Raw genomic sequence first — 12,823 nt, 5'->3', positions numbered from 1 at the left:
GAGTGAAGATCATTGCCTGCTACAGCAACAAGGGCGGAGTGGGGAAGACCGCGACCTCGGTGAACTTGGCCTATGCCTATGCGCAAGCGGGGTACACCGTGCTGCTGTGTGATCTCGATCCGCAGGGGGCGTCGGGGTTTTATTTCCGGGTGAAACCGTCGAAAAAGCTAACGGATGCGCGGTTCTTCGAAGATGTCGCGCGGTTCACTAAATCGATCCGGGCCAGTGATTTTGACGGGCTGGACGTATTGCCCGCCAACCTGACGTTTCGTGATTTCGACGTGTTCCTCTCGCGGATGCGGAACAAGCGGTCACGGTTGAAAAAGGCGTTGGCAACTGCCGGCAGTGATTATGACGTGATTATTCTGGATTGTCCGCCGAACTTCTCAACCTTGTCCGAGAACATCTTCAAGGCTGCTGACCAGATTCTTGTGCCGGTTATTCCGACGACCTTGTCGGAACGAACGCTCGAGCAATTGGTGAGTTTCTTCAACGATCACAAGTTATCCAAGAAAAAGCTTAAGGCGTTTTTCTCAATGGTGCAGCGGCGCAAAACCCTGCATCTGGAAACAATGGAGAAGATGCGCAAGGCGTACAAAAAGCGGTTCCTGCAATCCGAGATTCCCTTTGCCGCGGATATCGAGCGTATGGGTCAGAACCGCGCCCCGGTCAGCATCTATGCCGGTCGCAGCGCCGCAAGTGCCGCTTACCAAGCGCTATTTGACGAACTGGAAAACGGAGTGGTTTCAACCAAATGAGCACCGAGATTGAACGCAAGTTTCTGGTTGCGGTCCTGCCGGATCTAAGCGGCGCGGAAAAGGCCGTCGTGCGTCAGGGCTATCTGACGGCACCTGACGACTCCACGGAACTCCGTCTGCGTCAGAAAAACGATAGGTACTTCCTGACGCTGAAAGGCGGCGGCGCTATGGTGCGGGTCGAGCGTGAAGCTGAAATCTCGGCCGAGCAGTTTGAAACTTTTTGGCCTGAGACAGACGGGCGCCGGGTGGAAAAGGAGCGCCACACAGGGCAGTTGCCGGATGGTCGGGTGTTTGAACTGGATGTTTTTCTGGGTGACCTGGCGCCGTTGCGATTGGTCGAGGTTGAGTTTCAGACCCAAGCCGAGGCCGAAGCCTATACTCCACCGGAATGGTTTGGCGCCGACGTGACGGCGGATAAACGCTATAAAAACAAGACGATGGCTACTAAAGGTATTCCTGCCTAAGGTTTGCGTGCCAGCTTGATCACCACTTCAAGTCCCGGATTGCAATTATGCGCCTCGAATTCGCCGCCATGCATTCGGGATATTGCGGCAACAAGGGCCAGCCCCAACCCGGCATTGCGCTCAGTCCGGGCCGGGTCGAGCGTGACAAACGGCATTTGCAGGCGTGGCAGGTCCTCTTGTGGTACGCCGGGCCCACGGTCGCGGACGCTGAGGCTGGTATAGGGGCCGTCTTCGGACAGGTTGATCGTGACCGTTGTGTCCTGCGGGGCATAGCGCAGCGCGTTTTCCAGCAGGTTCGACAGGGCCTGAGACAACAGGGGCCGGTGCCCAGGAATGGAACCAGCGCTGCCCGTGACCTCTAGCCGGATACTCTGATCGTCGGCGACAGGGTCGTATAGCTCAGCCACATCCGCCACTAATTGCTGCAGGTCCACCGGTTCGAACTGTTCCCGCCCAACACCGGCCTCGGCGCGTGAAATTTCGGTCAATTGCCCCAGCACGTGCAACACGTGGTCGATCTCGGTGCAGGCCCGCGCAACATCTATTTCACGCTCCTGATCCGTTTTGCCTGGGTCTGACAGCGCCTCAACCCGTTGTTTGAGCCGTGACAGGGGCGAGCGCAGGTCATGCGCGATGGAATTCGACGTGGTGCGCAAATTGCTGACCAGTTCCTCGATCCGGTCCAGCATGGTGTTGAGCGTACCGGCCACCTGATCGAACTCATCGCCGGTCCCACGCAGAGGCATTCGGCGCGACAGATCACCCGAGACGATGTTCTCGGCGGTGCTGGCGATATCGGACAAGCGGGAAAAGACCAAGCGCGTGAACAGCCAGCCGGTCAGCACGCTCAGCGCCAGCGCAATCGCCAAAGCGATGCCAACCGAACGCAACAGCACCCGGTCAAATTGCTGCCTTGCCAACGCGTCGCGTCCGACCAACAGCCGTTCACCGCCGGGCAGGCGGACTGAGGCGGCCGAGATGGGCACCAGTTGGTCATTGTCAGCGCGGCGCAGTTCAAGATCGACCCAGCCGCTGCCCGCTGTGATCCCTTCGGGCCATTGTTTGAGGTTGCCCGCCAGTTTGGCACCGAACCGATCCGTCAGCAGATACAAGGCATCCCGTTCCGACGCGGTGGGAATGCGCCGCTCAATCGCAGTCAGCAGCCCGATCAGGCCGCGGCGCTCATACTCGTCCGCCAGCCCCGTCAGTTCCGCCGACACGACCGAGCGGGTCTCGCCCTCGATACTGCGGTTGGCGGTGACATAGACCAATGCCAGCACGGTGGCCGTCAGCAAGGTGCTGAGAATCATGCTGGCGAGGACGAGGCGCGTTCGTGAATTGTTGAAGGAAAGCCGTAGGTTATCCATCAGAAATCATGTAGCCCGCGCCCCGGACGGTTTCGATCAGCGGTGCCTCACCGCCTTCGTCCAACTGACGCCGCAGCTTTGAGATATGGACGTCGACCACATTGGTATTCGGGTCGAAGTGGTAATCCCAAACGCCTTCCAGGAGCATGGTGCGTGACACCACTCGGTTCTTTCGGCGCAGGAAGAATTCGAGGATCTGGAACTCGCGCGGGGTTAGCGTGATCTCGCGCCCGTTGCGGGTGACCTTGCGGGTCAAAAGGTCCATCTCGAGGTCACGGCAGGTCAGGGTGGGGCTTTCCTCGGCCTCCTGCGGGCGGCGCAACAGGGCCTCGATCCGGGCGTGCAACTCCTGAAATGAAAACGGTTTGACCAGATAGTCATCGGCCCCGGCACGCAGCCCTTTGACGCGTTCATCCACCGCGCTCATCGCGGTCAGCATCAGAACTGGCGTTTTCACACCCGCCGCGCGCATCGATTTGATCAGGGACAGCCCGTCCAGCCCCGGCAACATTCGGTCCAGAACCACAGCGTCAAATCCGCCGTCGGTGGCATGGTACAGACCCTCGCGGCCGTCCTCGGCCGCCTCGACAACATAACCTTCCTCGCCAAATCCCTTGGCGATGAACTCCCGGGTGTCTTCATCATCTTCGACGATCAGCAGGCGGCGGCTCATGATGCGAGTTCCTTTCTCTCGGGAGTTAAACACAAATCTCAGGCAAAGCACATGGTTTTGCTAAGTAATCTGCCGGGTGCGGAGATGCGCACCCGGCAGTCCCGGCGGTTTGCGGACAATTCAAACCCGCCAGGGAGGCGCCCGCCAGATTTCCCCATCACGTGGCGCGCGCTGGTGTCAGATCAGGCGATTTCCACCGCCACGAAGATCTGGTTTCCGCCGCGATTGATCAGCACAAGCGCGGGATCGGTCTTTTCGCTGTCCAGTGCGGCTTTCAACGCGTCCGGAGTTGCAGTTTCCTGACTTCCCAGCTTCACGATCACATCGCCGCGCTGCAGACCAGCCTTGGCCGCCGGGCTGTCGGGCTTGAGGTCGGTGACGATCACGCCGTCGATATTTTCGCTCACACCCATCTCGGCACGGTTCGTGTCGGTCAGCGGGGCCACGGTGACGCCCAATGCGGTGCCCGAGACAGTTTCGTCCACCGATTTGTCGAACTCGGCCGAGGCGCTTTGATGCTGACCGATGGTCAGATCGATCTGCTGTTCCGTGCCATCGCGCAGAACGGTCAGAACGCTGTCAGTGCCCACCTTGGTGGTGCCGACAAGGATCGGCAGGTCGCTACTGGAGTCGACGGCCTCGTCATTGAAGGTCAGGATGACATCACCCTGCTTCAACACGCCGTCCGCCGGGCTGCCATCAACTACGTCTGCGACAAGCGCGCCGTGCGAGGCATCGATGCCCATGGCTGCGGCGATCTCGGGACTGACATTCTGGATCGATACACCCAGCCAACCGCGGCTGACCTGACCGTCATCGCGCAGGTCGGCGGCGATGTGTTCCACGATGTTCGAAGTCACTGCAAAGCCCAGGCCTACGGACCCACCGGTGGGTGAGTAGATGGCCGAGTTCACGCCAACCACTTCGCCTTCCATATTGAACAGCGGACCGCCCGAGTTGCCTTTATTGATGGCCGCATCGGTCTGAATGAATTCCGCGTAAGGCCCAGCCGAGATATTGCGGCCCTTGGCCGACACGATCCCGGTGGTGACCGTCGAATGCAGCCCGAACGGGTTGCCGATGGCCACAACGTCCTCGCCCACACGGATAACGTCGCTGTCGCCCAGTTGCACGGCCTGCAGCGCCTCTTCCGCGTCGATCTTCAGAACGGCGATATCGGTCAGCGGGTCAGTGCCGATGACTTCGGCTTCATAGGAGCGGTCATCGGACATGCGCACCGTCACGGACTTGGCATTGTCGACGACATGGTGATTGGTGACGATGTACCCGGCCTCATCCAGGACAAATCCAGAGCCTAACCCCTGCGCCGGCCCGCGCTGCGGAGAGTTGAATCCTTCGGGTGCGCCAAAGCGTTTGAAGAATTCCCCAAATGGATGCTGGTCAAAGTCAAACTCTTGCCCCTGCGCCGGAACGGGCGTTGCGCCTTGTTCCGCGATGATGGTGACAACCGAAGGCGAAACGTTTTCGACCAGATCGGCCAGCGCTTCGTCGGCCATCGAGGGTAGGGCGGTGGTTGTCAGCAATGCGGCGCTCAGCGCGCTGGCGCCAATCCAACTGGCTGTCCCGGGCAAAAGAAGAGAGGATTTGCGGATGCTCATTTTTGTCTCCTGTTTACATCACGCGGTTGCGACCGCGCGTTGGAACAGGAGATGCGCGTTCAGTCTGTGTGTTTCCTGAGCGAAATGTTAAGAAATCTTAATTTTGCCACAAACGGACGGTTCTATGCCGCCAGACCAAAGGCAGGAATCGGAGGATTTGTGCGAATCAACGAGCACGAATCGGTGGATTGTTGCCGGTTTGGGCTCTTGGATGCGAAAAGAGTTGAATTGAATCAATTTTGTTAACAAAGCAGCGGCAAATTATTTTCGATATTTGACCCTCCCCTCTGGGTTGTGACAATGTCTAATCTTGGACCAGATTTTTGAAAACATTTTATAGCAAATGCGTCATATTTCCCAATAGGTTTGCGCTTAATCGGAAATGATGTGACGTCAGTCAAAACACATACTCACCTTTAAGTTGATCTTTACCCGGGGAATGTTGCGCAAAAACCATCCTCAGGGATGCAAAAATAACCGTTCTCTCCAATTTTACGTTGTTTGATCGCATCGGATCGGTGACGATGAAGGTGCCCAAGCGAGGGGGAGCCAGTGGCACTAGGGGGTGCCTCAGGCTTGTCACAGTCACTGGAAACGCTGAGCGGCATGTTAACGAGGGGGTCTTGTTTAGGTTCGGCGGCGGAATAGCCAGGATGTCATTAGGCATTGTTGGCCGCGTTTCCGGGATTGATGAAAAGTGGTAGTCCTGTTTTGGGTACCGGCCCGGTCGACATCGACCGGGCCGTGTTACTTTCAGGTGCTGCGTTTTGCGCGCCACTCTGCCCAATCTTCTGGTGTGTCCAGATCCAGCAGGGCGTTTTGACCGGGTAGGGTGTGCAGATGCACTTTGTCGGCATTGGCGCGGATGACGGACTTTGCGCCTTCGTCGCCCGTCAGACGATTGAGATCAGCAAACAGGCTGCGATCGAACACGACCGGGTGGCCCGGTTTGCCGCTAGTTGCCGCGCCACGCCAGATCAGTTTACCCGGGTGGGATTGAACCGAACCGAGAACGGCTGTCAGATCCTCGGTTGTGATGTCGGGCAAGTCCGCCAGCAAAACCATCGCAGCGCGCGCATCGGCTGATACATGCGCGAGGGCTCCACGCAGGCTGGCGTTCATGCCTTCGTGGGAATCCCGGATGTCGATCCGGCGTAGGTCCAACCCGTCCAACACGTCATGCCGCGGATGCGGCGCTGGAGGCAAAGCGACGATCACCGGTGCCGCGCGACAGGCAACCGTTGCCACGCGGCGCAACAAAGGCTGGCCGTCCACGTTCTGTAGCAGTTTGTCCTTGCCGCCCATGCGGCTGGATTGACCTGCGGCCAGCAAGAGGATGGGTATATCCGTCATGCCGCCACCATGCCGCTGTATCCTAGCGGTGTCATCCCCGCATACGCGCCCTGTCCGCATCGAACAGAGGTTCAGAGATCACCTTGGCTTTACGCAATTGGCCGAGGATTTCGATTTCAACCTCCAAACCGTCCGTTGCCCGATCTGTAGGCAGGAACCCGAGCGCAATCGATTTTTCGGCATGGTGCGAATACCCGCCCGATGTGCAGAATCCCACAACTTTGCCGCCCAGCCAGATCGGCTCATACGCGTTCACATCGGCGTCGTCCGCTTCGACTTCGAAAGCCACCAGTTTGCGTGCCGTTGGTTGGGTCCGTTCCTGTTCGGCAGCGGCCCGGCCGATGAAATCGGCGGTTTTAGAATACGCAATAAACCGATCCAGCCCCGTTTCGGAGGCGGTGTAATCGGGCGAGAATTCCCGCATCCACGAGCCAAAAAACTTGTCCAGACGCAGGCTCATCATCGCACGCATGCCAAAGGGCACCATGCCGTGCGGTTGCCCGGCTTGCCACAGCGTCCACCAGAGCTGCCTTTGCGCCATAGGATCGCAGTAAATCTCATATCCCAGGTCGCCGGTATAGCTGACGCGCTGCACGATACAGTCGGTCATGCCAACCGTCATACGCCGCACGTCAAGGAAACGCAGGTCCGAGGTATCGTCGCGGGTAGATGCGGCCAGCACGTCAGTAGCCTGTGGTCCGGCGATCTGAAATCCGTTCAGGCGATCACTGGCGTTTTCGATGGTCACACCGTCTTGTTGATGTTGCAGGAACCAGCGCATGTGAAAGTCTTGTGCGCCGTATGAGGCGGTCAGTCGGAACTCGGTCTCACTCAGGCAGGAGACGGTGAAATCTCCGATCAACCTACCCTTGGGGGATAGCATAGGTGTCAAAGACACTCGCCCGGGCTGCGGGACGCGCCCGGCCATGAGCCTATCGAGCCAGGCGCGGGCTGCGAGGCCGGTGATGCGGTACTTGCCGAAATTGTGGACCTCGTTGATTCCGACGCCATTGCGCACCGCGCGCACCTCGCGGCCCGTTGCGTCGAACGCATCCGATCGGCGGAATGACGGTGTCTCGTATCCGGGTTCGCCGTCCTGCGCGAAGTAGTTCGGCACCTCAAGCCCATATTGCTGACCCCAGACCGCGCCCAGATCGCTGAAGATGTCGTACATCGGGGTTGTGCGGTTGGGACGCGCGGCAGGTAGCTCTTCGTTGGGGTAGGCGACGCTGAAACGTTTCTGATAGTTCTCGATCACCTTTGGACGGGTGTAGCCCGGGCTTATCCAGTCGCCGAACCGGGCCACATCCATGGCAAAGACGTCGCGTTCGGGTTCGCCCTCGATCATCCACTGCGCTAGTGTCAGGCCAACACCGCCACCCTGGCTGAACCCGGCCATCACACCGCAGGCCGACCAGTAGTTGCGCATCCCCGGCACCGGCCCGACCAAGGGGTTCCCGTCCGGCGCAAAAGTAAACGGCCCGTGGATCACCGATTTCACGCCAGCTTCAGCCAGAACGGGGAAGCGTTTATAGGCGAATTCGATACTGTCCGTGATCTTATCGTAATCGTCGGGCAGCAGCTCGTGACCAAACTCCCACGGGGTTCCGTCAACCGCCCACGGTTTGCAGGGCTGTTCATAGAACCCGATGCACAGTCCGCGCCCTTCCTGCCGCAGATAGCTTTCCCCGGCAGGGTCCATCACATGCGGGTGCTCGCCCCCCGCATCGATGATCGCTTCGATCTGAGGGATCGAGTCCGTCACTAGATACTGATGTTCCATCGGGTGCAATGGGAAGTAAACGCCTGCCATTGCGCCCACCTCACGCGCCCAAAGGCCGCCCGCGTTGACCACATGTTCCGCGTGAATGGTGCCCTTGTCGGTGACCACGTCCCAGGTGCCATCGGGGCGTTGGTTGGTTTCGCGCACCATGCAATGCGTTTCGATCGTTGCACCGCCCATCCGGGCCGCTTTGGCATAAGCATGGGTGGTGCCCGACGGATCAAGATGCCCGTCCAGCGGATCGTATAGCGCGCCGATGATCCCGTCGGTATTGGTGATCGGAGCGATCTTCCTGATATCCTCAGGCCCGACAATCTCAGTCTCAAGCCCCATGAACCGGTGCTTGGCGCGCTCGGCCAGCAACATGTCGAACCGGTCCTGATTGTCGGCCAGGGTCACGCCGCCCACGTGATGCAGGCCGCAGGACATGCCGGTGATCTCTTCCAGTTCTTTATAAAGGCGGATCGTATAACCCTGCAGCGCGGCCATGTTGGTGTCGCCGTTCAGAGTGTGGAACCCTCCGGCAGCGTGCCACGTTGACCCGCTGGTCAGTTCCGACCGCTCCAGCAGCATGACATCCGACCAACCCAGCTTGGTCAGGTGGTAGAGCACCGAACACCCGACAACACCGCCCCCGATGACGGCTACCTGAGTTGTGGTCTTCATTTGTCGGCCTCCCATTCATTTTGGTCAAAGACTGCAAGCGTAAGGCAAGGCTGACTGCTTCGTTCGCGACACTACCTGTCGCTGACCGAAGGTCACAGGGGGCGAATTTTCAATTCGGTGATCCGATTGCCCTCTCGCGCGGTGACTTCGAAACGGAATCCGTGGAACGAGAACACCTGTCCGGTCACCGGGATCATCTGGGCCTCGTGAATGACGAGGCCTGCGATCGTGTTAGCCTCGTCATCGGGCAGCGACCAGTCCATCGCCCGGTTGGCATCTCGGATAGTCATCGCGCCTTCGACCAGAAACTGCCCGTCCTCGGTGCGGGTGACGGGGACGTCTTCTTCGATATCAAACTCGTCGGCGATTTCACCAACGATCTCTTCGAGGATGTCCTCCAGCGTGATCAGGCCGCGCAGTGAGCCATATTCGTCCACCACAAGCGCAAAGTGACTGTGCATCCGAAGAAACTCCCGCATCTGGTCGTCTAGCGTAGTGGTTTCGGGCACAAAGTAAGGGTTGTTCGCCACCTTAGAGATGTCGAAGGATTTCAGTCGATCGTTGTCTTCCTCGCTTGCACCTGCATGTGCATACATGGCGCGGAACAGGTCCTTTGCGTGCACCACGCCGACGATATTTTCCGGCTCATCCCGGAACACGGGCAGGCGAGTGTGCGGGCTTTTCAGACATTGCTGCAAAATGGCCTCGGGCGCGTCGTCGGCATCGATCATTTCGATGTTCGAGCGGTGCAGCATGATCTCTTCAACCGTGCGATCGCCCAGATCAAGCGCGCCCAGAATACGGTCGCGGTCTTCCTTTTCGACCACGCCTTCCGAGTGCCCCAGATGCAGCGCACCGGCGATTTCCTCGCGCACGGCAAGGATGTTGCTGTCGGGGTCGATCTGCACGCCGAACAGGCGCAGAACGCCGCGCACCAACAGGCGCACCGCAGCGACCATAGGCGAGAAAACAGTCACCACAACGCTGATGATCGGCGCGACAGCGGCGGCCGCTTTTTCTGCGTTGGTGATGGCATAGGTCTTGGGCAGGACCTCGGCAAAGATCAGAACCAGAAGGGTCATTACCAGTGTCGCCAACGCCACGCCGCTTTCACCGAACAAACGTGTAAACAGCGCCGTCGCCAACGAGGCCGCGAGGATGTTCACCAGGTTGTTGCCCAGCAGGACCGAGCCGATCAGCCGTTCGTTGTCATCGGTGATATCCAGCGCCTTTTGCGCCCCGCGCGAGCCCTTGTCGGCCTGCGCCCGCAACTTACCGCGCGACGAGGCGGTCAATGCCGTTTCGGAACCCGAGAAAAAGCCTGAAAGGACAAGCAAAAGCAGAATGGCGCCAGTGGTAAACCAGAATGCGCCGTCGATCAGAGAAGAAGAGGGTTCCATCGGTCCTTGGTTGTTGGTGTTGCTGCATTCGTTATGGGGTCGCGGCCCCTGCGGATCAAGGGGTTAGCCCTTGTCTTCGGGGTCTTTGGCCAACGGGTGATGCTCCAGCACCAGTTCGGCCAGACGTTCATCCAGAACGTGCGTATAGATTTCAGTGGTCGCCACGTCGGCATGGCCCAGCAGCGTTTGGATTGACCGCAGGTCGGCCCCGTTGGCCAGAAGATGGGTGGCGAAGGCATGGCGCAGCGTATGCGGCGTGACCTTTTCAGGCGAAACCCCGCCCTGAACCGCCAGCTCCTTGACCAGCAGAAAAAACATGTGGCGCGTCAGGTGCCCGGATTTTCCGCGCGAAGGGAACAGAAATTTTGATCGTTGGCCTCCATCCGCGACCAGTTGATCCTCGGTTTCATCCCGAACCATAAGCCACGCAGCCAGAGCTTCGCGGGCAGGGGGGGAGAGCGGCACCATCCGTTCCTTGCCGCCTTTGCCCAGAACCAGCAGCATCCGTGGATCGCCCCGCGCGGATGAGACCGGCAGCGAAACCAACTCGGTCACCCGCATTCCGGTGGCGTAAAGCACTTCCATCAGACAGGTGTTACGCACCCGGTCGCCTTTGGTGCGCCCGGTCTCGCGGGCGGCCTGCAGCAGCCGGTCGACCTCTGGCACGTCCAGCGTTTTGGGCAGGCGTTTTTGTCGTCCGGGACCTTTGATCTGAATTGCGGGGTTGGTTTCGCGCCAGCCTTCCTCGAAGGCGAAACGATAGATCTGCTTGATCGCCGACAGCCGCCGCGCGCGGGTGGATTTTGCCAGCCCCAGTGCATCACAGTCGATCAGATAGGCCTCAATCCGATCCCGCTCGGCTTCGGCGAAACCGGTTTTTCGGCGCTCCAGCCAGGCCGCAAAATCTTTAAGATCGCGACCATAGGCGAGCAGAGTATTGTTGGCCGCCCCCATCTCGGCGGCTTGCGCTTGTAGGAATGTGGATATCCACAGATCCGAGGTTGCCGGGGCCACCATAGTCAGGTGTCCTGCAGGATAAGAAGGTTCAGAGCGGCACGACGGGCGGTGTCCTCAAGTCCCACACGGCGCAGGGTTGCCACGGCGGCGGTCAGATCGACAAGGTTGCCGCGCGCGCCATGGGCGAACAATTCCATCGTTTCCAGAATGGCCTCGCCCAGCTGACCGTTGGCCAGCATCGCATCAATGTCTGACGGAACTGGCGCGGCCCAGGCAAAGCCTTCGGCTACTGCATCGGCGATTGGTGATGGTGACTTAGCCCGCCCCGGGTCGCCCTGCGCCAGTGCGGTCAGGAACTGCGTCTTCACCGACTGATCCGGTGGCGACAGCGCGGCGGTTTCATAAAGCTCGGACAACAACAGAATCCGCCACCGCAGGTTTTCGGCGGCCACATCGGGCAGGTTCATTTGCGACAAACGGCCTGCGAACAGTTCGGCAAAAGGAACTTCCAGCCCAACGCTGCGCATCTGTTCCCAGACTTTGGGCAGCGCCTTGGCAACCGCGCCCGGTTTGCCAGTTTCCAGCGCGTTTTCGAACTTTTGCACTGCCGCGACCCGATCCCAGACCGCGCCGGATGCGGCAGGGGATCGCTCAGTATACAAGCCGAGCAATTGGTTGGGTGTCAGCGCCCCGATCCGCGTAAGCCGCTCGGCGGCCTCGATCTGTGCCTTCCAACCGGCCACATCGCGCAAATCGGCATTTGCAAAGGCGCGCGGCAACGGGGACGAGGGCAAACGCTCACCAATGGCTTCGAACAGTCGAAAACTCAGCGGGTCTGGGTCGTCAGGCTGCGGTAGATACTCGGCATCTTCGTAGAGTTCGGGGCTGAGGAACCGGTCCAGCACGTCCAGGTCTTCGGGCGGTAAAATTTGCAGCGCATGAGCGGCCTCAAGCGTCAGCGCGGCCGAACTCCAGTCGCCCCGGCGGGCCTTGCAGAAGATTTGCGCCGCATAGTCCTGGGACAGATGCGGCTGTGCGATCAGCGCAGTGCAGCTGCGATCCTCATCACCGGTCAGTAGCGTTGCATCGAACCAGCGTTGAAATCGCTCGCGGCTGTCGGTGGGGCCGGCCAGTTGCACCAGCGATTGCACCGGATCAGCAGCACCCAGTTGCATCAGCCGGTCGAGTCTTGCCAGCACCAAAGGTTCCTGCGCGTTCGGGCCCGCAGGTGCGCGGGCCTCGGTCAAAAGCAGGGTAAACAGAAGGCGCTGCATCGCCGGGTTATATTTGACGGGCACACGGGCGATCAGCTGCGCCAGGCGGGCGGGATCGCTGTTTTGCCACAGGTCCACGGGCAGCCCGGTCACGGAGGACGACACCAGCCCAAGCGGCGGCGACAGCGCCTCAAGCGGCGTGACCTCCACGTCCGGCTGAACGCCGGTCTCCGTCACAGGTGGTTCCAGCAACACGGTCCCCGGCAGGTTTTCCGGCGGGTCGCTCAGCCAATCTATGACAGAAAGAGGTTCCTGCTGCGCCTGCGCCGATCCGGCCAAAAACAACGCAACCAGTGCGGCCTTATTCGACATTCAGGATTACCGGCTCTCGTATCTCGTCTTGCGGTGCCGAAAAGTCGGCGCCGAAGAACGGGCCGAGATAGGCGTATGCCACCAGCCCGATGAAACCCAGGCAAATCAGATATAACAGGAACTTGATCAGACGGCCCATTGCTCAACGCTGCCCCAATTTTCTCTTTTGTCATAGTTATAGCTAGCATTTTTCCTAA

General features: G+C 59.6%; 11 protein-coding genes. 2 read left to right on the top strand and 9 right to left on the bottom strand.

The genetic code is table 11. The annotated features are described in order from the left end of the window. Nucleotides 1–2: 2 nt before the first annotated feature. Both AC2FEE_RS06495 and AC2FEE_RS06490 read left to right on the top strand, forming a co-directional pair. On the top strand, nt 3–758 hold the full coding sequence (locus tag AC2FEE_RS06495; RefSeq protein ID WP_496863862.1) for a ParA family protein: 756 nt from the start codon (nt 3–5) through the stop codon (nt 756–758). Beyond that, nucleotides 755–1,222, top strand: coding sequence for a CYTH domain-containing protein (locus tag AC2FEE_RS06490; RefSeq protein WP_496863861.1), 468 nt, complete (start codon nt 755–757; stop codon nt 1,220–1,222). Before AC2FEE_RS06495 ends, AC2FEE_RS06490 begins: the two co-directional genes overlap by 4 nt. On the opposite strand, the gene AC2FEE_RS06485 is transcribed toward AC2FEE_RS06490, so the two are convergent. The 9 genes from AC2FEE_RS06485 to AC2FEE_RS06445 form a co-directional block, all read right to left on the bottom strand. Next, on the bottom strand, nt 1,219–2,532 hold the full coding sequence (locus AC2FEE_RS06485; protein ID WP_496863860.1) for a sensor histidine kinase: 1,314 nt from the start codon (nt 2,530–2,532) through the stop codon (nt 1,219–1,221). The two genes, AC2FEE_RS06490 and AC2FEE_RS06485, sit on opposite strands and share 4 nt — an antisense overlap. Nucleotides 2,533–2,581: 49 nt before the next feature. Beyond that, nucleotides 2,582–3,262: a response regulator transcription factor gene (locus AC2FEE_RS06480; protein WP_496863858.1), complete on the bottom strand. Its 681-nt coding sequence runs from the start codon at nt 3,260–3,262 to the stop codon at nt 2,582–2,584. A 182-nt stretch (nt 3,263–3,444) separates the two neighbouring features. Beyond that, a complete protein-coding gene (locus AC2FEE_RS06475; protein WP_496863857.1) occupies nt 3,445–4,881 on the bottom strand; it encodes a Do family serine endopeptidase in 1,437 nt (478 codons plus the stop codon). Nucleotides 4,882–5,634: 753 nt separating this feature from the next. Further along, on the bottom strand, nt 5,635–6,234 hold the full coding sequence (locus AC2FEE_RS06470; protein WP_496863856.1) for a nucleotidyltransferase family protein: 600 nt from the start codon (nt 6,232–6,234) through the stop codon (nt 5,635–5,637). A 31-nt stretch (nt 6,235–6,265) separates the two neighbouring features. Then, nucleotides 6,266–8,683 carry a GcvT family protein gene (locus tag AC2FEE_RS06465; protein ID WP_496863854.1) on the bottom strand — a complete coding sequence of 806 codons (2,418 nt, stop codon included), beginning with the start codon at nt 8,681–8,683 and terminating at the stop codon, nt 6,266–6,268. 92 nt (nt 8,684–8,775) lie between these two features. Further along, the gene (locus AC2FEE_RS06460) at nt 8,776–10,083 is read right to left on the bottom strand and encodes an HlyC/CorC family transporter (RefSeq protein ID WP_496863852.1); all 1,308 of its coding nucleotides are present in this window, start codon (nt 10,081–10,083) and stop codon (nt 8,776–8,778) included. Nucleotides 10,084–10,146: 63 nt separating this feature from the next. Then, on the bottom strand, nt 10,147–11,100 hold the full coding sequence (locus AC2FEE_RS06455) for a tyrosine recombinase (RefSeq protein ID WP_496863851.1): 954 nt from the start codon (nt 11,098–11,100) through the stop codon (nt 10,147–10,149). A 2-nt stretch (nt 11,101–11,102) separates the two neighbouring features. After that, the gene (locus tag AC2FEE_RS06450; protein ID WP_496863850.1) at nt 11,103–12,626 is read right to left on the bottom strand and encodes a hypothetical protein; all 1,524 of its coding nucleotides are present in this window, start codon (nt 12,624–12,626) and stop codon (nt 11,103–11,105) included. After that, nucleotides 12,616–12,765, bottom strand: coding sequence for a hypothetical protein (locus AC2FEE_RS06445; RefSeq protein WP_170348465.1), 150 nt, complete (start codon nt 12,763–12,765; stop codon nt 12,616–12,618). Before AC2FEE_RS06445 ends, AC2FEE_RS06450 begins: the two co-directional genes overlap by 11 nt. Nucleotides 12,766–12,823: the final 58 nt, after the last annotated feature.

It is taken from the genome of Ruegeria sp. YTSC199, from assembly GCF_059609725.1.
Note: the sequence above shows the minus strand (reverse complement) of the source record. Positions and strands in the feature narration are given on the sequence as shown.